The 21319-nt window shown below is 68.1% G+C and carries 14 protein-coding genes and 2 pseudogenes; 11 read left to right on the plus strand and 5 right to left on the minus strand.

Annotated elements, in window-relative coordinates:
• The first annotated feature begins 10 nt into the window (after window positions 1–10).
• A complete protein-coding gene (locus ACZ50Q_RS05445; protein WP_464080822.1) occupies window positions 11–1189 on the plus strand; it encodes a hybrid sensor histidine kinase/response regulator in 1179 nt (392 codons plus the stop codon).
• Here ACZ50Q_RS05445 and ACZ50Q_RS05450 read toward each other — a convergent pair.
• A complete protein-coding gene (locus ACZ50Q_RS05450) occupies window positions 1186–1842 on the minus strand; it encodes a nucleotidyltransferase family protein (RefSeq protein ID WP_464080823.1) in 657 nt (218 codons plus the stop codon). The genes ACZ50Q_RS05445 and ACZ50Q_RS05450 overlap by 4 nt on opposite strands.
• Window positions 1843–2079: 237 nt before the next feature.
• Here ACZ50Q_RS05450 and paoA point away from each other — a divergent pair, with 237 nt between their 5' ends.
• From paoA to paoC, 3 genes are read left to right on the plus strand one after another with little or no spacing between them, the layout of a single operon-like run.
• Window positions 2080–2715 carry an aldehyde dehydrogenase iron-sulfur subunit PaoA gene (gene paoA, locus ACZ50Q_RS05455; protein WP_076516497.1) on the plus strand — a complete coding sequence of 212 codons (636 nt, stop codon included), beginning with the start codon at window positions 2080–2082 and terminating at the stop codon, window positions 2713–2715.
• Window positions 2712–3662, plus strand: a complete 951-nt coding sequence (locus ACZ50Q_RS05460) for an FAD binding domain-containing protein (protein WP_464080824.1) — start codon at window positions 2712–2714, stop codon at window positions 3660–3662. The genes paoA and ACZ50Q_RS05460 overlap by 4 nt, the downstream gene beginning before the upstream one ends.
• Before the next feature lie 4 nt (window positions 3663–3666).
• Window positions 3667–5868 carry an aldehyde oxidoreductase molybdenum-binding subunit PaoC gene (gene paoC, locus ACZ50Q_RS05465; protein ID WP_092580599.1) on the plus strand — a complete coding sequence of 734 codons (2202 nt, stop codon included), beginning with the start codon at window positions 3667–3669 and terminating at the stop codon, window positions 5866–5868.
• Between the two features lie 33 nt (window positions 5869–5901).
• Here the strand turns inward: paoC and ACZ50Q_RS05470 are convergent, their stop codons facing one another.
• On the minus strand, window positions 5902–6147 hold the full coding sequence (locus tag ACZ50Q_RS05470; protein ID WP_092580601.1) for a hypothetical protein: 246 nt from the start codon (window positions 6145–6147) through the stop codon (window positions 5902–5904).
• 410 nt (window positions 6148–6557) lie between these two features.
• On the opposite strand from ACZ50Q_RS05470, the gene ACZ50Q_RS05475 reads away from it, so the two are divergent.
• Both ACZ50Q_RS05475 and ACZ50Q_RS05480 read left to right on the plus strand, forming a co-directional pair.
• Window positions 6558–8012 carry a DUF1254 domain-containing protein gene (locus ACZ50Q_RS05475; protein ID WP_464080825.1) on the plus strand — a complete coding sequence of 485 codons (1455 nt, stop codon included), beginning with the start codon at window positions 6558–6560 and terminating at the stop codon, window positions 8010–8012.
• An 85-nt stretch (window positions 8013–8097) separates the two neighbouring features.
• Complete coding sequence (locus ACZ50Q_RS05480; protein WP_464080826.1) at window positions 8098–8880, plus strand: hypothetical protein; 783 nt, start codon at window positions 8098–8100, stop codon at window positions 8878–8880.
• Window positions 8881–8911: 31 nt separating this feature from the next.
• Here the strand turns inward: ACZ50Q_RS05480 and ACZ50Q_RS05485 are convergent, their stop codons facing one another.
• Window positions 8912–9526 (minus strand): ABC transporter ATP-binding protein, encoded by a 615-nt coding sequence (locus tag ACZ50Q_RS05485; protein ID WP_464080827.1) that lies wholly within the window; start codon window positions 9524–9526, stop codon window positions 8912–8914.
• A 144-nt stretch (window positions 9527–9670) separates the two neighbouring features.
• Here ACZ50Q_RS05485 and ACZ50Q_RS05490 point away from each other — a divergent pair, with 144 nt between their 5' ends.
• Window positions 9671–10465: an enoyl-CoA hydratase gene (locus ACZ50Q_RS05490; RefSeq protein ID WP_464080828.1), complete on the plus strand. Its 795-nt coding sequence runs from the start codon at window positions 9671–9673 to the stop codon at window positions 10463–10465.
• A 58-nt stretch (window positions 10466–10523) separates the two neighbouring features.
• Here ACZ50Q_RS05490 and ACZ50Q_RS05495 read toward each other — a convergent pair whose 3' ends face one another.
• Together ACZ50Q_RS05495 and ACZ50Q_RS05500 are read right to left on the minus strand one after the other, a co-directional pair.
• Window positions 10524–12605 carry a DUF8189 domain-containing protein gene (locus tag ACZ50Q_RS05495; RefSeq protein ID WP_464080829.1) on the minus strand — a complete coding sequence of 694 codons (2082 nt, stop codon included), beginning with the start codon at window positions 12603–12605 and terminating at the stop codon, window positions 10524–10526.
• Between the two features lie 255 nt (window positions 12606–12860).
• Window positions 12861–14081 carry an MFS transporter gene (locus ACZ50Q_RS05500; RefSeq protein ID WP_464080830.1) on the minus strand — a complete coding sequence of 407 codons (1221 nt, stop codon included), beginning with the start codon at window positions 14079–14081 and terminating at the stop codon, window positions 12861–12863.
• 359 nt (window positions 14082–14440) lie between these two features.
• Here ACZ50Q_RS05500 and ACZ50Q_RS05505 point away from each other — a divergent pair.
• The 4 genes and pseudogenes from ACZ50Q_RS05505 to ACZ50Q_RS05520 form a co-directional block, all read left to right on the plus strand.
• Window positions 14441–14503: pseudogene (locus ACZ50Q_RS05505) on the plus strand (ESPR-type extended signal peptide-containing protein); the annotation flags it as partial.
• A gap of 192 nt (window positions 14504–14695) precedes the next feature.
• On the plus strand, window positions 14696–17689 hold the full coding sequence (locus tag ACZ50Q_RS05510) for a YadA family autotransporter adhesin (RefSeq protein ID WP_464081953.1): 2994 nt from the start codon (window positions 14696–14698) through the stop codon (window positions 17687–17689).
• Window positions 17690–18007: 318 nt separating this feature from the next.
• Window positions 18008–18070 (plus strand): annotated as a pseudogene (locus ACZ50Q_RS05515) (ESPR-type extended signal peptide-containing protein); the annotation flags it as partial.
• A gap of 192 nt (window positions 18071–18262) precedes the next feature.
• Window positions 18263–21256 carry a YadA family autotransporter adhesin gene (locus ACZ50Q_RS05520; protein ID WP_464081954.1) on the plus strand — a complete coding sequence of 998 codons (2994 nt, stop codon included), beginning with the start codon at window positions 18263–18265 and terminating at the stop codon, window positions 21254–21256.
• Window positions 21257–21319 lie beyond the last annotated feature (63 nt).

Raw genomic sequence — 21319 nt, forward strand, 5'->3', positions numbered from 1 at the left:
CAATGACACTATGAACCCGACATCAGCCCAATCCCCCGATGACCGCATCAAGTGCCTGCTGGTCGACGACGTTCCGGAGAACCTGATCGCGCTCGAAGCGTTGCTGGCAAGCGACCGTGTCGAGGTCTTGAAGGCGCAGTCCGGCCCGCAGGCGCTGGAGCTGCTCTTGCGCCACGGCGACGTCGCGCTGGCGCTGCTGGATGTGCAGATGCCCGACATGAACGGCTTTGAACTGGCCGAACTGATCCGCGGCAGCGAACGCACGCGCCACATTCCGCTGATCTTCATCACCGCGGGGTCGCGTGAACAGAACTGGCAGTTCCGCGGCTACGAGAGCGGGGCGGTGGACTTCCTGTACAAGCCCATCGACCCGTACATGCTGCGGACCAAGGCGAACGTGTTCTTCGAACTGTACGAGCGCAAGCGCGCGCTGGCGCAGCAGTTGGAAGAGCGCACCGAGGCGCTGCGCGTGAACGAGATGTTCATGGCGGTGCTGAGCCACGATCTGCGCACGCCGCTGCAGGCCATCATCATGGGCGCCACCGTGCTGCAGCGCCAGGGCGCCGACGAGCGCATCGCCAGCGTCGCGCGGCGCATGCTGCAGAGCAGTGAGCGCATGTCGTGCCTGATCGAAGACCTGCTCGACGTGACGCGCATCCGGCAGGCGGGCGGGCTGGCGCTGGCGCCCGCGGCGATCAGCATGGGCACGCTGGTCGAGCGCACGCTGGACGAGGTGCGCACGGGCTTTCCGGACCGTCAGATCGAATCGAGCGCGCGTGGCGACGCAACGGGCACCTGGGACGGCCAGCGTATTTCGCAAGTGATCGCCAACCTGGTGGGCAACGCCTTGCACCACGGCAGCAAGACCGCCCCGGTGCAGGTCGAGATCGACGGCGAGCAGGCGGACGAGGTGGCTGTCACCGTCATCAACGGCGGCGCGATCGCGCCCGAGCTGCTGCCGCATCTCTTCAATCCTTTCCGCAGCGGCGCGCGCCGGCCGGGCGGCCATCACGGCCTGGGCCTGGGGCTGTTCATTGCGCAGCAGATCGTGGTGAGCCACGGCGGCCGCATCAGCGCGGCGTCGCGCGACGACACGACGCGTTTCCGGGTGGTGTTGCCGCGGCATGCGGCCTGCGCCGGCGCGACGGTGATCGGCGGCCGGGCGGCCGGCCCCGCCTCGCCGACCTAACGCGAAGCGCCGGGGCCGTCATGGCGCGCCCCGGCCAGGTCGGCGGGCGTGTCCACATCGGCCCGGATCCCGGGATCGTCGACGGCCAGCTCGGTCGCCCCGTGGCGGACCAACACGCCTCTCGCGCCCACATCCCCCGTCAGCGCCGCCAGCGACGGCCAGATCGACCGGTGAAATGCTACGGGATGGCCGCGCAGGCCGTTCCATGCCGGCACCACGACCGGGTGGTCCAGCGCCTGCCGTGCAATGCGCAGGCACGTCTCGGGGCGGATCCACGGCATGTCGCCCAGCGCCACGAGGCAGGACGCGATGCCGGGCGCGCAGGTCCGCAGCGCGTGGCGGGCGGCGATGGCCAGGCTGTCGCCCATGCCGTCCGCGTCCGGCCCGGTCGTCACGACTTCGCAGCCCGCTTCGGCCAGCAGCCGCGCCACCCGTTCGTTGTCGGCGCGGGTGACCGCCACGACGCGCGCCGCGGCCGCTTGCAGCGATGCCGCGGCGGCCACGACGACCGGCGTGCCGTCGGGCAGCGCGGCCACGAGCTTGTCCTGTCCCGCCGCCGCATCCGCGTAGCGCCGGCCATGCCCGGCGGCCAGCAGGATACCCACGATCTGCGTGCGCACGGCGCCGTCTGGATTGGTTGCGAGATCGAACATTTTCTTGTCAGGTTTGCGTGGTCTGGCGGCGAGCCGCGTCAGTATCATGGAGCCATCCCCGAAGGACCTTTCCCGCGCGCCGCCGTGCCGTTCGGCCTGGGGGCGTACCGAGGCAGGCGCGCCCAGGACGATCTGATCGAGATCTTAGCCAGAAACCGCGCCAGGGGCGGGAACAGCATTTGCTGCGCAGCCCCAAGGTCGCCCGCTGCGACCGCCCGGCCGTCATAGGAGTGAGCCTTGGAAAACCCCCACGATATGAAGATCTCCCGGCGCAACCTCCTGAAGGCGGGCGCGGCCTCCGCGACGGCGATGGGCACGGCGCCATTGTCCGCTGCCCGCGCGGCCGGCGCCGGGCAGCGCGAAGCCGCCACCGTCACCTTGCACGTGAACGGCAAGGCGCACGAAATGGCGCTGGACCTGCGCACGACCCTGCTGGACGCGTTGCGCGAGCACCTGCGCCTGACCGGCACCAAGAAGGGCTGCGATCATGGCCAGTGCGGCGCCTGTACGGTGCTGCTGGAGGGCCGGCGGGTCAACGCGTGCCTGACGCTGGCCGTCATGCACGATGGCCAGCAGATCACCACGATAGAAGGCCTGGGAACGCCGGGCGCGCTGCACCCGCTGCAGGCCGCGTTCGTCAGGCATGACGGCTACCAGTGCGGCTACTGTACGCCGGGGCAGATCTGTTCCGCGGTCGGCATGCTGGACGAGGCCGCGCGCGGCATGCCCAGTCATGCCACCGCGTCGTTGTCCGAACGCCCGCTGCTGACGCCGGAAGAGATCCGCGAACGCATGAGCGGCAATATCTGCCGCTGCGGCGCGTACGCCAACATTCTCGATGCCATCGAAGAGGTTGCGGAGGGCAAGGCATGAGACCGTTCACCTATGAACGCCCCCGGACCGCCGCCGAAGCGGCCGCCAGCGCCGCGCGCGAGCCGCGGGCGCGCTTCATCGCAGGGGGCACGAATCTGCTGGACCTGATGAAGATCGAGGTGGAAACGCCTGCCCATCTGGTCGACGTCAACGGCCTGGGGCTGGACAGCATCGAGCCGGCCGAAGACGGCGGCCTGCGCATCGGCGCGCTGGTGCGCAATGCCGATCTGGCCGCCGATGAGACCGTGCGCCGCGACTATGAAGTCCTGGCGCGCGCGCTGCTAGCCGGCGCGTCGGCCCAGATCCGCAATCGCGCCACCACCGCCGGCAACCTGCTTCAGCGCACGCGGTGCCCCTACTTCTATGACACCAATCAGCCGTGCAACAAGCGCGCGCCGGGCAGCGGCTGTTCGGCCATCGGCGGGGTGTCGCGGCAGCTCGCGGTGATCGGTTCCAGCGACGCCTGCATCGCCACCCATCCCAGCGACATGGCGGTGGCGATGCGCCTGCTGGACGCAAAGATCGAGACGGTGCGCCCGGACGCCACGCGGCGCGTCATCCCGATTGCGGACTTCTACCGGCTGCCGGGCGATACGCCGCACATCGAGACCCAGCTGGCGGCCGGCGAGATGATCACCGCGGTGACGCTGCCCAAGCCCGTGGGCGGCAGGCACTTCTATCGCAAAGTGCGCGACCGCGCGTCCTTTGCCTTTGCGCTGGTGTCGGTGGGCGTGGTGCTGCAGGACGACGGCAGCGGCCGCGTGGCGCTGGGCGGCGTGGCGCCCCAACCCTGGCGCAGCGTAGAGGCCGAACGGCACCTGCCGTCCGGCGCCGCGCGCGTGACCGAGGCGCTGCTGGCCGGCGCCAGGCCCACGCCCGACAACGGCTTCAAACTGACCCTGGCCCAGCGCGCGCTCGGTGCGGTGTTGACGGAAGCGAGGACCTGACCCAATGAAATTCGATACCCCCGCCGCGGAAAACCCCATTGACCGGCTCAAGGTCGTCGGTCAGCCCGTCGACCGCATCGACGGCCCGTTGAAGACCAGCGGCCAGGCCGCCTACGCCTATGAACATCACGACATCGCGCCAGACGCGGCCGTGGGCTACGTGGTGGGCGCAGCCATCGCCAAAGGCGTCATCACCGCGATGGACGTCGATGCGGCGCGCAGGGCGCCCGGCGTCCTGGCGGTCGTCACCGCGCAGAACGCGGGCAAGCTGGGCAAGGGCAAGATGAACACGGCCACGCTGCTGGGCGGCCCGGACGTGCAGCACTACCACCAGGCCATCGCGGTGGTGGTCGCGAACACGTTCGAACAGGCGCGCGCGGCCGCCAGGCTGATCCGCGTGCAATATGCCCGGCGCGACGGGGACTACGACCTGGCGGCGCTAAGGCGCGAGGGCGGGAATTCCGGCAAGCACCTCCCGAAGACGGACGTGGGCGACTTCGACGCCGCGTTCGCGGCGGCCCCGGTCAAGATCGATCACACCTACACCACGCCGGACCAGTCGCACGCCATGATGGAGCCGCACGCGTCGCTGGCGGTCTGGAAGGGCGACAAGCTGACCCTGTGGACCTCCAACCAGATGATCGCCTGGGGCCGGTCCGACGTCGCCCGGACGCTGGGCATTCCCAAGGAAAACGTCCGCCTGATTTCCCCCTATATCGGCGGCGGCTTCGGCGGCAAGCTCTTCGTGCGCGCCGACGCGCTGCTGGCTGCCCTGGGCGCGCGCGCGGCGGGCAGGCCGGTCAAAGTGGCGTTGCCGCGCCCGCTGATCTTCAACAACACGACGCACCGGCCCGCCACCATCCAGCGCATCCGGCTGGGCGCCGGGCGCGACGGCCGGCTGACGGCCATCTCGCATGAAAGCTGGTCCGGCGACCTGCCGGACGGTCAGCCCGAAGAGGCCGTGCAGCAGACCAAACTGCTGTACGCGGGCGCCCATCAGCGGACGGCGCTCAACCTGATGACGCTGGACCTGCCCGAAGGCAACGCCATGCGCGCGCCCGGCGAGGCGCCTGGCATGATGGCGCTGGAGATCGCCATCGACGAGATGGCGCATGCGCTGGACATGGATCCCGTGCAGTTCCGCATCCTGAACGACACGCAGGTCGATCCCACCGATCCGTCGCGGCCATTCTCGGGCCGGCGTTTCGTCGACTGCCTGCAGACCGGCGCGCGTCATTTCGGCTGGGACCGGCGGGACGCCACGCCGGGCACGCGCCGGGAAGGGCGCTGGCTCATCGGCCTGGGCGTGGCCAGCGCGTTCCGCAACAACCTGGTGACCAAGTCCGCCGCCCGCGTGCGGCTGGATGCGGCGGGGCGCGTCATCGTCGAGACCGACATGACCGACATCGGCACGGGCAGCTATACCGTCATTGCGCAGACGGCCGCCGAGATGCTGGGCGTGCCGCTTTCGCGCGTGGTGGTGCGGCTGGGCGATTCGGACTATCCCGTGTCCGCCGGGTCGGGCGGGCAGTGGGGCGCCAACAGTTCGACCGCGGGCGTGTACGCGGCCTGCGTGAAGCTGCGCGCCAGCGTGCTGGAACGCCTGGGTTTCGAGGGGGAGGGCGCGGTGTTTGCCGATGGCGCGGTCACCGACGCGGGCGGGCGCAGCGCGCCGCTGACCCGCGCGGTGTCGGGCGGCGAACTGATCGCGGAGGATGCGATCGAATTCGGCGATCTGGACAAGCAATTCCAGCAATCCACTTTCGGCGCGCATTTCGTGGAAGTGGCCGTGGACGCCGCGACGGGAGAGACCCGTGTGCGGCGCATGCTGGCGGTCTGCGCCGCCGGGCGCATCCTCAATCCCAAGACGGCCCGCAGCCAGGTCATCGGCGCCATGACCATGGGCGTGGGGGCGGCGTTGATGGAGGAGCTGGCCATCGACCACCGGCTGGGCTATTTCGTCAATCACGACCTGGCGGGCTACGAAGTGCCCGTGCACGCGGACATTCCGCGGCAAGAGGTCATCTTCCTGGACGAAGTCGATCCGGTGTCCTCGCCCATGAAGGCCAAGGGCGTCGGCGAACTGGGCCTGTGCGGCGTGGCGGCGGCGATCGCCAACGCGGTGTACAACGCCACGGGCGTGCGCGTGCGGGACTATCCGGTGACATTGGACAAGTTGCTGGCAGGGCTGCCCGCGCAGGCGTGACCGGCGCGAGGAGCCCGAGGCCCCGCCAGGGGTTCACGACGCCGGCGGCGCATCCGCGAGCCGGCACGCAATGGCGCGCAACTCGGTGCCGTCTGGCAGCGCGTATCGGCTTTCCCCCAGCCACGAGACGGGTCTTCCGTCCTGCACGCAGCAGTAAAAGTAGGCCTGTTCCCCGTCATCGCAGGGCAGCGCCTTGCTGCGCCGCTCGATGATGTAGGTCGTCCCATCCGACCCGACCGCGACCAGTTCGGTCGCCCGCTTCTTGTAGTGCGTCTGCATGGCATCGCTCCCTCTTGAACCGGGTTATCAGGGGATAAAACTACCTCGCATTCGGGAGGAAGACCATTCGGCACCAAATTAATGTGGCGGCATTGCCGCACGGCGCGTTCGGCGTCGTGCCGGATTGCGACCATAGGCGGAGGGTCGTAATCATTCCGGCGGATTGAGCGCGCCAGGAACTGCGCATAGATTGAGCAAGCTCATCCTTCCCCCAGTCCTGTCATGCGGAGGGGCCGCGCGCCCCTGCCGCCCCTCGTTTCCGCCGCTTGCCCTTCGCCCACCGACCCTGACCCACGGAGCGTGCCACCCACCTCAACATAGATCGCGCCGTAGCTTGGAAAGAACATCGCCGTGCATGTCGGAAGTCCCCTCAGTGAACTTCACCGAAACCATCCATTGGAGCGACAACAATGAAGCTGACACGCCGCAAGATGAACGCAGGGGGACTTGCCCTGCTGACCGCAGGATCCCTGGGGCCGGCTTTCCGCGCCTCGGCCGCCGCCTCGGAAGGGCTGGTGGCGAATCTTCCGGAGGCCGATGACCGGTTTGCGGTGGCCACCGACGCCTACATCTATGCCTACCCGCTGGTGACGATGGAGATGACCCGTCGGGTCATCACGAACGTCACGGAGCCCAAAGGCACCCGCGCGCCGATGGGCCAGCTCATCAAGCTGCGCGAATACCCCAACGCCAAGTTCCGCGACGTGACGGCGCCGAACGCCGACACGCTGTACACCACCGCCTTTTTCGATGTGGGCGACGAGCCCTGGGTCGTGAGCCTGCCGGACCTGAACGGGCGCTATGCCCTGTTTCCGCTGCTGGACGGATGGACGACCGTGTTCGACGTTCCCGGCAAGCGCACGACGGGCACCGGCGCGCAGACCTTCGTGGTGACGGGCCCGGGCTGGGAGGGCACGGTGCCGCAAGGCATGAAGCAGTACAAGTCGCCGACCAGCATCGTGTGGCTGCTGGGCCGCATCTATTGCACGGGCACGCCGGAGGACTACGCCGAAGTGCACAAGCTGCAGGACCAGGTGAAGATCGCGCCGCTGAGCGGCTGGGGCAAGGACTGGAAAGCGCCGCAGGGCAAGGTCGATCCGGCGATCGACATGAAGATGTCGGTGCGCGATCAGGTCAACAACATGTCCGCGGCCGACTATTTCGCCCTGTTTGCGCAATTGCTCAAGCGCAATCCGCCGACCGTGGCGGACGCGCCGATGGTGGAGAAGCTGGCAATGATCGGCATCGTGCCGGGCCAGGACTTCGACCCGTCCAAGCTGCCCGCCGATTTCGCCAAACGCGTGCCGCAAACCGCCTTCGCGCGGATCATGGCGCACTTCCGGTCCGACGACGGAGATATCCAGCATATCGATGGCTGGGGCTTCACGACCAAGACGGGGATTTACGGCACCAACTATCTGCAGCGTGCGTTGGTCACGGCCATCGGCCTGGGTGCGAACCGGCCGCAGGACGCGGTGTATCCGACATCCTTGAAGTCGACCAACGGCGCGTTCCAGCGCGAGTACAACGGGTCCGAGAGGTACGTGCTGACCTTCCGGAAGGGGCTTCTGCCGCCCGTGTCGGGATTCTGGTCGCTGACGATGTACGACCAGAACTACTTTTTCGTCGACAACCCGCTCAACCGCTACTCCATCAGCGAACGCCAGGCGCTCAAGCACAAGCCGGACGGGTCGACCGAGCTGCTGATCCAGCATGAATCGCCAGGGCCGGAGCTCGAGTCGAACTGGCTGCCGGCGCCCAAGGGCAGGTTCATCCTGATGATGCGGCTTTACTGGCCCAATGAAAGCGATCCGTCGATCATCAACGGCTCGTGGACCGTGCCGGCGGTGCGTCGCGTGAGCTGACGCGGCCATGGCGCCCGGGGCCCGTCCGCAGGGCGGAGCGAGCCCCGGGCGTCTCGTCAGGCCTACGGGCTGGAGGGATTTCGCGATGAACAAGCACATCACGCTCTGCCTGGCATGCGCCATGCTCCATGCCGGGTCTGCCGCCGCGGCCGACGCCGCGCCGCAGCCAGCGCCGGTTATGGATTCCACGGTCTCGAACGAATGGAAATTCTCGGTCTCGCCATACTTCTGGGCGGCGGGGCTGTCGGGCAAGGTCTCGCATCGGCGGCTCCCCGTGATCGACATCGACGCGAGCTTCGACAAGATCTTCGACAACCTGGATTTCGCGGCCATGCTGATGGGCGACGCGCGCAAGGACCGCTACAGCATTTTCGGCGATCTGATCTACGTGAAGCTCGGCGCGCAAGGGGACACGCCGCGCGGCATCCTGGCCAGCAGCGCGGACGTGAAGAGTGAGTCGTTCACGGGTCTGATCGGCATGGGCTATTCCGTGCTCGACAAGTCGGCCCACAACCTGGATGTCGTCGCGGGGCTGCGGGTGTGGTCGGTGGACACCGACATCACCTTAAAGGGCTCGCTCGCGAACGGCAGGAAGGACAGCGACAGCGCCACCTGGGTGGACCTGCTGGTGGGCGTGCGCGGCAATTACGCCTTCAGCCCCAAGGCCTACCTGACCGGCTGGGGCATGGTGGGCGCGGGCGGCGCGCAGGCGGACTGGGACGTGGGCGTCGGCATCGGCTACAACTTCAGCAAGATGATCTCGGGCACGATCGGCTACCGCGCGATGGGCGTGGATTACGACCGCAACGGCTTCAAATACGACGCGGTGCTGCAGGGACCGATCGCGGGCTTGACGATCCGGTTCTGAACCGCTTGCGGCGCGGCGCCCGGCCTTGCGCTCAGCGCAGGTCGGCGACGTCCAGCGTGGTCGCGCCGCAGGCCTGCACGAGTTCGGGGTCATGGCTGGCTAACAGCACGACGCGATCCCGCGCCCAGGTCTTGAACACGTCGGCCAGCACCCCGCGCGCCTGCGCGTCCAGCCCATTGCTGGGGCCGTCGGCCACCACCACGGCCGGATCGCCCAGCGCGGCGGCCGTCAGGTACACCTTGCGGCGCGTGCCCGTGGACATCTGCTCGAAGCGCTTGTCCAGATGCGGTTCCAACCCCAGCCGGCGGGCCAGATCGAGTATCGCGTCGTCCAACGGCGCGTTCTTGGCCAGGGCGGCCTGTTCCAGCAGGCCGCGCCCCGTCTGTTCGGGAAACTGCATGCAGTTGTCCGGCACATAGGCCAGGCGGGCCCGCGCCAATTGCGGCGCGTCGCGCAGCGAATGGCCGCCGATGAGCACGTCTCCGGTGTCTGGCGCAATGGCGCCCGCGATGATGCCCAGCAGGCTGGATTTGCCGGTGCTGTCTTCTTCGCAGAGCGCCACGCAGCCGGGCGCAAAGGCGTGCGTCAAGCCCTCAAACACGATATGGTCGCCGTAGCGCTTGCTGAGATTGTCGATGCGTAGCATGCGGCAAGTGTACGCAGGAACGCAGCGAGCGGCCAGCGTCCTGCGGCGTCTTCCGCCGGGCCGAATCGCGCTACGCTCATGAATCGTGGCGCATCCGGCGCCGGTTGAACAACGAACGGCCTCGACGCCCAAGCTGGAGCTTGCATGACCCCGTCCATTCCCGATTTTCCCCATGCCCTCGTGACGCGCGACGCGCGCGGTGTCTACACCCTGCAGATCCACGACGCAAAAAGCCTGAACATCCTGGCGTCCGCCGTCACGCTCGGCCTGACCGACGCGGTGCGCTGGATCGCCGCGCAGGACGATGCGCGCGCGGTGGTCATCCGGGGGGCGGGGGAGCGGGCCTTCGTGGGCGGGGCCGACATCCACGAGATGGCCGGCCTGGACCCGCAGGGCGCCCGCGCCTTCATCTCCCGCCTGCGCGACCTGTGCGATGCGGTGTGGCGCATCCCGGTTCCCACCATCGCGCGGCTGCAGGGATTTTGCCTGGGAGCCGGCATGGAATTGGCGGCGGCCTGCGACATCCGGCTGGGTTCGCCGGACGCCGTGTTCGGCATGCCCGAGGTGCGCGTGGGCATTCCGTCGGTGATCCATGCGGTGCTGTTGCCCGGGCTCATCGGCCAGGGGCCGACGAACTGGCTGCTGCTGACCGGAGAGACGGTCGATGCGGCGCAAGCGCGGGACTGGGGCTTTCTGGAATTCGTGGCCAAGGAGGGCGAGCTGGACTCGCTGGTCGAACGCACCGCCTCGTCCATCGCGGCGAGCGGCCCGCTCGCGGTCCGCTCGCAGAAGGCCTTGCTGCGCCATTGGACGGAATCCACCATCCAGGACGGGCTGGACCGCAGCGTGGACGCCTTCGGCGAGGCATTCATGACCGACGAGCCGCGCCGGTACATGGCGCCGTTCCTGACGCGCAAGCAGCGCGGCGTGGGGGCGTAGGGGGGGCGTAGGAGGCGGGCCTCGCGGCGAGCAGGCTCGCCGCGGCCCGTGTGCCGGCTTATTGCACGCTGGTCGGCTTTGCGATCCGCGAGGTCTGGGCCGGCATGCGCTCGACGGTGAGCGCGTCGGCTTCGCCCGCCGACGGGCGCACGACGACGGCCGTGTTGGCGCTGGCCGCGCCCAGGTTGGGCAGGTCGGCGGGGCGGGCAGCCACGCTCGCGAAGGGACCGCCGCCGCTGGCCGGGACGCCATCCAGCGTCAGGTTCGCGGTCCAGGCGCCGCTGCGGCGCGAGAGCACCTGGTAGCGCTGCGGCGTGCCGGCGGCGCGCGCGACGATGTACAGCGTGCCGTCGATGAGGCTGATCGCGGGGGGCGACGCGGCGGCGGCGTCCAGCTTCGCGAGCTTGCCGCGGTCCAGCAGCCAGAGCTGTCCGCCCGCGCGCTCCAGCAGGGCGAGCACCACATTGCCCTGCTTGTCGGCGGTGATGGCGGGGCGGCCGATGTAGGGCACGCCCATGTCCGTCGGGGCGCTCCAGTCCATGTCCAGGTCGGTGGTGTCGCCGGCTTCCACCATCCGCGTCAGGTGATTGTCGGCGCGCTGGCGGAAGTAGAGTTCGACCCGGTTTTCGTGGTTGCGGATGGCGGCCAGTCCACCGGCCGCCTCCGGGGCCGCGACGCGGCGCCAGCCTTGCCATTCAGGTCGCCGGCCCTTGTCGGCCGGGAGCTGGCGGGTGTAGAAAAGCGCGCCCTTGGCGGCCATGGCGAAAACGACATAGCGGCCATCGGCGCCGCGCGCGGCGGCCGGCGAACCGGTGGCGCCTTCGAGCGCCGGCAGGGCCTGCCAGGGGCTCCAACTGCCGTCGATGCCCGAGGGCGCGATCCAGTGCAGCAGGCCGTCGTAGCCCAGCGCCACCGCGGCGGCCTCGCCGCGCGGCGCCACGGCCGGGATCTGCGTGACGCGCAGCCCGCTCAGCGCCTGCCAGCCTTGCCAGGTGCCGTCATGGCGCTGCTTGTTGGCCCACACGCCGCCCAGCGGATCGCGCGCCATCAGGCCGGCCGTGCCGTCGGCATGGGCGAATGAAACCACCGGGCCGGCGGTGCGGCCGCCCAGGCTGTGCCAACGCTGCTCGCCCGAATCCCAGCGGTTGATGGCGGCGTTGGTTTCGCCCGCGGCGAAGATGACCAGGCCGCCGCGCCCGTCCGGGTACAGCTGCGGCGCGACGTCGTGGCGCGACACGTAGTAGGCGCGCTGCACCCAGGCGGCCGCGGGACCCGCGGGTTCCTTGCATCCCGTGGGACCGGCGCAGTAGTGGTAGTCGTTCCAGGCGTAGTGCTGGAAGATCACCGACTTGTTTGCGATTTCGGCGTCGGCCAGGTTGGTGGCGCGCTCCTGGCTCGGATAGTCGATGTAGCCCGTTTCGGCATAGTTGCCGGGCGCGCGCAGCATCGCCTCGCGCGCCAGCCGCGCGCTGGCGATGTGGTCCGGATGGCCATGGCCGGCGCAGCGCCAGCACAGTTGGGTATAGGGGACGCTGATCGTGTCATCCAGATGGCGCACGGTGGTGGGGCCATATTGGCGGATCATTTCCGCCAGGGTGTCGACGAGTTGTTCGCGGGTGTAGACCTCGGCGTGGGGGCCCAGCGTGTCGACGGGTTGGCCCGGTTCGGATTCGGTGCGGCTCAGCGGCGTCAGGCTGCCCCAGCCATTGCCCAGCCAGGGGTCTTTCAGGCGCATGTGCCAAAGCTGCACGCGCGGGTTGCCCTGCAGCGTGAACCGCGCGATCTGGCGGCTGGCGACGATGCCGGTGTCTTCGATCCACGCGTCCGGCTCGCGCGCCATGTAGGCATATGCGGCGCGCACGCCGCGCTCGCGGCCCAGCATATAGCCTTCCCCTTCGCCGGCGTCGCTGGCGGTCAGGTAGACGACACGCACGCAACCGCCCGCCTCGATGTTGGCGGCGACGTCGGGATTCATGAAGAGCAGGTCGTCATCCAGGTGCGCGACGAAGGCGAGATCCTTGATGCCGTGGCACTGGGCCAGGGTGGGCGGCGCGGCCAATGCCTGGGTGGAAACGAGGGCTGCGGCCAGGCAGCAGAGCGCCAGGCACAGGGGGCGCAGCAAGGCAGTCAAAGCGGGCATAAAAAAAGCGCTGCAGGAAGGGAGGTGCAGCGCGTCTTGAGGGTGGTAAAGAGTGCGCAAAGTATAGCTGTGGCGCCGGCGCCGCCTGCAATAGGCGGTTGCCCCGGTGTGGTGTGGGGCAGACGTTTTTTCCCGGAATAAACGGGGACGCGAAGCCGGGGACGCGAAGCCCGCCGGCGCGGCGCGAATCGGGGACGCGTGGCCCGACGCCCCGCGCGGTAAACGGGGACGCTGGCAAAGACGCCCGGGTCCTCATCAGCTGGCCGATTCTGCATAGGCAGCCAGCTTGCCCGCGCGCGCGGCGCGCACCCGGCGTTCCAGGATCACGGCCCACAGCCACAGGGGCATGCTGGCGATGGCGAGCAGGCTGCCGACCCAGCCGGTCGACGTCCAGCCGAACCCCGCCGCGATGGCCAGGCCGCCCAAAAAGGGCCCGAGCGCGTTGGCGGTGTTGAAGGCGGAATGGTTGAGCGCGGCCGCCAGCCCCTGGGCGTCGCCCGCGACGTCCATCAGCCGGGTTTGCAACACCGTGCCCAGCGCGCCGCCCACGCCGACCAGGAACACGTTCAGGGTGATCAGCCAGACGTTGTGCGCCATCAGCGGAAAGAGGGCCAGCACCACGGCCGACCACAACAGCAATAAGCCGGCGGTGCGCATGACGGCGCGGTCGGCAAAGACCGGCACGACCATGTTGCCCACCGTCAGGCCGACGCCGAACGCGCTGAGCACCAGCGGCACGGTGGCCGGCGTGACCTGCGTGACGGCCGCCAAGGTGTCGGCCAGATAGGTGTAGACCGAGAACAGGCCGCCGAAACCGACGGCGCCGATCGCCAGCGTGATCCAGACCTGGCCGCGCCCCAGCGCGCTCAGCTCGCGCAGCGGGCTGGCGTGCGGGTCGGCCGGGGTGTCGGGCGCGTAGCGGTGGACGCTGATCATGGTGAGCAGCGCCAGCAGCGACACCAGCCCGAAGCTCCAGCGCCAGCCGATTACCTGGCCCAGCCAGTTGGCCAGGGGGACGCCCACGATGGTGGCGACGGTCAGGCCGAGGAACACGCGGCCCACGGCCACGGTGCGGCGGCTGGCCGGCACCATCGAACTGGCCACGAGCGACGCGATGCCGAAGTAGGCGCCATGCGGCAGGCCGCTCAGAAAGCGAAAGAACAGCATCCAGTGGTAATCAGGCGCGATCGCGCTCAGGCCGTTGCCGATGGCGAACAGGCCCATCAAGGCGATCAGCAGGCGGCGGCGCGGCATGCGCGCGCCCAGCACGGCGAGGATGGGGGCGCCCACCACCACGCCCAGCGCGTAGGCGCTGATCACGTGCCCGGCGGTGGGCGCGTCGATGCCGAGCGACTGCGAGAAATAGGGCAGCAGGCTCATCGTGGCGAACTCGGTGGTGCCGATGGCGAAGCTGCCGATGGCAAGCGCAAGCAGCACCAGGCCGGGCCGGTGCTGGGAGGAGAAGGAGTGGGACATGGATACGACGAAGCGGGGATTGCGCAATGCTGCGATGCAACAGCCGCATTGTAGGGGTCAGAACCTGTCATTTGCATGTCTGCCCGGGATGACGCTTCGGCACGGGCGTGGACGGGGCCCAATGCGTGGGTCGCGGGCCGTACGGCGCTTGCTCGTTTACGAATCCTGACAATTGGAGCGCCGCAATTTAAGAAACCTTCGATGGTTCGTGCGAGGGCCCGTCTCTACAGTCGTGTTTCCAAAAAAAACCCTTATTCAACAATAGGTTGTGGGGCAATTCCTACCCGGTTGCCCCGTCAACGACTGTGCTGCGTGTACGACGCGCGGCGGATACCTGCTTACAAATGAACCACATCTTTATGCTCGTCTGGAATGCCGCCTCCAACACGTGGGTGGCCGTGTCCGAAACCGCTCGTTCGCGCAGCAAGCCCGGTCGGGCGCGCCGTGCCGCAACGTCGGCAGTCTTGGTGTTGAGCGGCTTGGGGGCCATGAGCCACGCGCCGTCTGCCCTCGCGGCCGGATCAGGACTCCAGCTCTGCGATCCCACGACCAATACGGGGTCTTCCATAGGCTCGTCAGGCGCACCGGCCGGGTTGGGTTGTACGCTCACGGGCATGTCCTTCTCGTTGAACAATGCTGGCGCTGACAACGGCGGCGCCGGCTTTGCGGCTTCGACTGCGCGCATTACCGGCTATTCCACCGGCGTGTTGGAGTTGAAGGGCACGAGCGGCATCTCGATGCTGAACGACGTCCACATGAATGGCAACAAGATCACGCAGGTCGGCGCCGCCGCGTTGGATGCAACCAGCCAGGATGCCGTCAATGGCTCGCAGCTGCACGCGACGAACCTGGACGTCGCGGCCCAGGCGTCGGCGATCATCGACGTGGATAGCCGCGTGACGTCCAACACGGCATCCCTCACCAGCCTCGATGGCCGCGTGACCTCGAACACCTCGTCCATCACGTCGCTGGACAGCCGCGTGACGCAGAACTCGGGCGACATCACCAACCTGACGCAGGCGCTGAACGCCGGCGAGTCGGGCCTGGTTCGGCAGGACGCCGTGTCGAAGAACATCACGGTCGCCAAGGACCTGGATGGCTCGCTGGTGGACTTTGCCGGCACGGCCGGCGCGCGCAAGCTGACGGGCGTCGCCGCCGGCACGCTGGATGCGGCCAGCGTGGATGCGGTCAACGGCTCGCAGCTTTATTCCACGAATCAGAGCGTCTTGGCCAACACGTCGGCCATCACCGGCCTGGATACCCGCGTGACGTCCAATACCACGTCCATTACCAACCTCGATGGCCGCGTGACGTCGAACACGTCGTCCATCACTTCGCTGGATACCCGCGTCACGCAGTCCGCGGGCGACATCACGAACCTGACGCAGGCGCTGAACAACGGCGAAGCGGGCCTGGTGCGCCAGGATCCCGTGTCCAAGAACATCGAGGTCGCGGACGAGCTGTTCGGTACCGTGGTGGACCTGTCCGGCAAGGAAGGCGCGCGCAGGCTTACGGGCGTGACCGCCGGCACGGTGCATGCGACCAGCCTGGATGCCGTCAATGGCGCGCAGTTGTACACGACGAACCAGAACGTCGCCGCCAACGCGTCGGCGATCACCGGCCTTGATACCCGCGTGACGCAGTCGGCCGGCGATATCACCAACCTGACGCAGGCGCTGAACAACGGCGAGTCGGGCCTGGTGCGCCAAGACGCTGTGTCGAAGACCATCACGGTCGCCAAGGACCTGGACGGCTCGCTGGTAGACATGACCGGCACGGCCGGCGCGCGCAAGCTGACGGGCGTCGCCGCCGGAACGCTGGATGCGGCCAGCGTGGATGCCGTCAACGGCGCGCAGCTTTATTCCACCAACCAGAGCGTCTTGTCCAACACGTCGGCGATCACCGGCCTGGATACTCGTGTGACGTCCAACACCACCTCCATCACCAGCCTCGATGGCCGCGTGACCTCGAACACGTCCTCGATCACTTCGCTGGACAGCCGCGTGACGCAGAACTCGGGCGATATCACCAACCTGACGCAGGCGTTGAACACGGGCGAATCGGGTCTGGTGCGCCAGGATGCCGTGTCCAAGACCATCACGGTGGCCAAGGACCTGGACGGCACGCTGGTCGACGTGACCGGCACGGCCGGCGCGCGCAAGCTGACGGGCGTCGCCGCCGGCACGCTGGACGCCACCAGCCTGGATGCGGTCAATGGCTCCCAGCTCTACGCCACCAACCAGAACGTGCTGGCCAACACCACGGCGCTGAACACGCTGGATGGGCTGGTCGCGCAGAACACCACCAACCTGAACAACCTCACGGCCAGCCTCACCAGCGGCGAGCTGGGCCTGGTCAAGCAGGACGTGACGACGCGCGCGCTGACTGTCGGCAAGGACCAGGACGGCAATCTGGTCGACATCACCGGCACGGCCGGCGCGCGCCAGTTGAACGGCGTGGCGGACGGCGTGGTCGCGGCGGGTAGCCTGCATGCCGTCAACGGCGGACAGCTCTACCGCGTGAGCGACTCGGTCGCCAGCGCGATGGGCGGCGGCGCCTTCGTCAATGCCGACGGTTCGATTGCCGCGCCGTCGTATAGCGTGGGCGGCACGGTGTACCGCTCGGTCGGCGCCGCAATGACCGGCCTGGACAGCCGGGTGACCCAGATGCAGACGGCTGTCGACAGCGTGGCGGCGCAAGTGAGCAGCGGCGCGATGGGCCTGGTCAAGGAAGAGTCCGGCAATGGCGAGATTTCCATCGCCGCGGACAAGGGCGGCACCGTGATCGACATGGCGGGCACGGACGGCGCTCGCAAGGTGACGGGCGTGGCCAACGGCGTCATCTCGGCCGATAGCACCGACGCCGTGAACGGCAGCCAGATCTACGCTCTGACGGAGAAGGTGGGTGAAATGAGCGCCGCCAGTGCTTACGTCAAGGTCGACGGCGCCGGCGACGGCAGCGATGCGGCGGTGGCGGGCGCGGGCACCAAGGCCGTGGCGATCGGTTCCAACGCCTCGGCGTCGGCGGCCAACAGCGTGGCGCTGGGCGCCGGTTCGGTGGCCGACCGCGCGAACTCGGTGTCCGTGGGCGCCAAGGGCGCCGAGCGGCAGGTGACAAACGTGGCGGCGGGCACGAAGAAGTCTGACGCCGTGAACGTGGGCCAACTGGATCCGGTGGTGGCCAGCCTGGGCGGCGGCGCGCGCATCGATGCGTCCACCGGCGCGGTGACCGGTCCGTCGTATCAGGTGGACGGCCAGACCTACAACACGGTGGGCGATGCGCTGGGTTCGCTGGACAGCGGCGTGCAGCAAAACCGCGAAGGCCTGAACCGCCTGGACAGCCGCCTGGACCAGACCAACAAGGCGCTGGACAACGTGGCGCGCAATGCCTACTCGGGCATTGCCGCCACCACGGCGCTGACCATGATTCCCGATGTGGACCCGGGCAAGCGGTTTGCGCTGGGCATGGGCGCCTCCACCTATCGCGGTTATCAGGCCGTGGCACTGGGTGCGTCGGCGCGCGTGAACGACCGCATCAAGCTGAAGGCGGGCGTGGGTATTGCCTCGGGCGGCGCCACCGCCGGCATCGGCGCCTCGATGCAGTGGTAAGGCGCTAGCGCCAGACAGGACAGGCGCCCGCGAAAGCCGAACGCCCTTGCCGTCCCATCCTTTGCGATGGGCGGCAAGGGCGTTTGCAGTTGGGGAAGGCAGAAAGGCGCATTCGAATTTTTACGAAAATCGACATGCGAGGTCCGTCATTTAAGAAACCTTTGATGTTTCTTATCAGGTTCCGTCCCTACAGTCTCGGTTGCCAAAACCCTTTCCAACCCCAGATTGCGGGGCATGCCTTACCGGGTAGCCCTGGCAACGACTGTGCTGCGTGTACGACGCGCGGCGGATACCTGCTTACAAATGAACCACATCTTTATGCTCGTCTGGAATGCCGCCTCCAACACGTGGGTGGCCGTGTCCGAAACCGCTTGTTCGCGCAGCAAGCCCGGTCGGGCGCGCCGTGCCGCAACGTCGGCAGTCTTGGTGTTGAGCGGCTTGGGGGCCATGAGCCACGCGCCGTCTGCCCTCGCGGCCGGATCAGGACTCCAGCTCTGCGATCCCACGACAAATACGGGGTCTTCCATAGGCTCGTCAGGCGCACCGAGCGCGTTGGGTTGTACGACGACGGGCATGTCCTTCTCGTTGAACAACGCTGGCAATGACACCGGCGGCACTGGCTTCTCGGCTTCGACTGCGCGCATCACCGGGTACACCAATGGGACGCTGGAGTTGAAGGGCACCAGCGGCATCTCGATGCTGAACAACATCGAGATGAACGGCAACAAGATCACGCAGGTCGGCGCGGGCGACGTAACCGCGATCAGCCAGGATGCCATTAACGGCTCACAGCTGTACACGACGAACCAGAATGTGTTGGCCAACACCTCGGCGATCACCGGCCTGGATACCCGCGTGACGTCCAACACCTCTTCCATTACCAATCTCGATGGCCGCGTGACCTCGAACACCTCGTCCATCACGTCGCTGGACAGCCGCGTGACGCAGAACTCGGGAGACATCACGAACCTGACGCAGGCGCTAAACGCTGGCGAGTCGGGCCTGGTTCGGCAGGACGCCGTGTCGAAGAACATTACGGTCGCCAAGGACCTGGATGGCTCGCTGGTGGACTTTGCCGGCACGGCCGGCGCGCGCAAGCTGACGGGCGTCGCCGCCGGCACGCTGGACGCGGCCAGCGTGGATGCGGTCAACGGCTCGCAGCTTTATTCCACGAATCAGAGCGTCTTGGCCAATACGTCGGCCATCACCGGCCTGGATACCCGCGTGACGTCCAATACCACGTCCATTACCAACCTCGATGGCCGCGTGACGTCGAACACCTCGTCGATCACGGCGCTGGACACCCGCCTCACGCAGTCCGCGGGCGACATCACGAACCTGACGCAGGCGCTGAACAACGGCGAAGCGGGCCTGGTGCGCCAGGATCCCGTGTCCAAGAACATCGAGGTCGCGGACGAGCTGTTCGGCACCGTGGTGGACCTGTCCGGCAAGGAAGGCGCGCGCAGGCTGACCGGCGTGACCGCCGGCACGGTGCATGCGACCAGCCTGGATGCCGTCAATGGCGCGCAGTTGTACACGACGAACCAGAACGTCGCCGCCAACGCGTCGGCGATCACCGGCCTGGATACCCGCGTGACCCAGTCCGCCGGTGACATTACCAACCTGACGCAGGCGCTGAACAACGGCGAGTCGGGCCTGGTGCGCCAGGATGCTGTGTCCAAGACTGTCACGGTGGCCAAAGACCTGGACGGCTCGCTGGTCGACCTGACCGGCACGGCCGGCGCGCGCAAGCTGACGGGCGTCGCCGCCGGGACGCTGGACGCGGCCAGCGTGGATGCCGTCAACGGCGCGCAGTTGTACTCGACGAACCAGAACGTTGCCGCCAACACGTCGGCTATCACGGGCCTGGATACTCGCGTAACCACGAACACCACCTCTATTACCAGCCTCGATGGCCGCGTGACGTCGAACACCTCGTCGATCACGGCGCTGGATACTCGCGTGACCCAATCGGCGGGTGACATCTCCAACCTGACCCAGGCGCTGAACAACGGCGAATCCGGCCTGGTGCGTCAGGATGCCGTTTCCAAGACTGTTACGGTGGCCAAGGATCTGGACGGCTCGCTGGTCGACGTGACCGGCACGGCCGGCGCGCGCAAGCTGACGGGCGTCGCCGCCGGCACGCTGGACGCCACCAGCCTGGACGCGGTGAACGGGTCGCAGCTCTATGCCACCAACCAGAACGTGCTGGCCAACACCACGGCGCTGAACACGCTGGATGGGCTGGTCGCGCAGAACACCACCAACCTGAACAACCTCACGGCCAGCCTCACCAGCGGCGAGCTGGGCCTGGTCAAGCAGGATGCGACGACGCGCGCGTTGAACGTCGGCAAGGATCAGGACGGCAATCTGGTCGACATCACCGGCACGGCCGGTGCGCGCCAGTTGAACGGCGTGGCGGACGGCGTGGTCGCGGCGGGCAGCCTGCATGCCGTCAATGGCGGACAGCTCTACCGCGTGAGCGATTCCGTCGCCAGCGCGATGGGCGGCGGCGCCTTCGTCAATGCCGACGGTTCGATCGCCGCGCCGTCGTACAGCGTGGGCGGCACGGTGTACCGTTCGGTTGGCGCTGCCGTGACAGGCCTGGACAACCGGGTGACCCAGATGCAGACGACGGTGGACAGCGTCACGGCGCAGATCACCAGTGGCCAGATGGGGATGGTCAAGGAAGATGCCACGAGCGGAACCATTTCCGTCGCTTCCGACAAGGGCGGCACCACGATCGACATGGCGGGCACGGATGGCGCTCGCAAGATCACGGGCGTGGCCAACGGCGTCATCTCGGCCGATAGCACGGACGCCGTGAACGGCAGCCAGATCTACGCCCTGACGGAGAAGGTGGGGGAAATGAGCGCCGCCAGTGCTTACGTCAAGGCGGACGGCGCCAGCGACGGCAGCGATGCGGCGGTGGCGGGCGCGGGCACCAAGGCCGTGGCGATCGGTTCCAACGCCTCGGCATCGGCGGCCAACAGCGTGGCGCTGGGCGCCGGTTCAGTGGCCGACCGCGCGAACTCGGTGTCCGTGGGCGCCAAGGGCGCCGAGCGGCAGGTGACCCGCGTGGCGGCCGGCACGCAGAAGACCGACGCCGTGAACGTGGGCCAACTGGATCCGGTGGTGGCCAGCCTGGGCGGCGGCGCGCGCATCGATGCGTCCACCGGCGCGGTGACCGGTCCGTCGTATCAGGTGGACGGCCAGACCTACAACACGGTGGGCGATGCGCTGGGTTCGCTGGACAGCGGCGTGCAGCAAAACCGCGAAGGCCTGAACCGCCTGGACAGCCGCCTGGACCAGACCAACAAGGCGCTGGACAACGTGGCGCGCAATGCCTATTCGGGTATCGCTGCCACCACCGCGCTGACCATGATTCCCGATGTGGACCCGGGCAAGCGGTTCGCGCTGGGCATGGGCGCCTCCACCTATCGCGGTTATCAGGCCGTGGCACTGGGTGCGTCGGCGCGCGTGAACGACCGCATCAAGCTGAAGGCCGGCGTGGGTATTGCCTCGGGCGGCGCCACCGCCGGCATCGGCGCTTCGATGCAGTGGTAGGGCGCTAGCGCCAGACAGATCGGCGCGTCGATGCAGTGGTAAGGCGCTAGCGCCAGACAGGAC

The organism is Achromobacter sp. T5-5 (genome assembly GCF_055397965.1).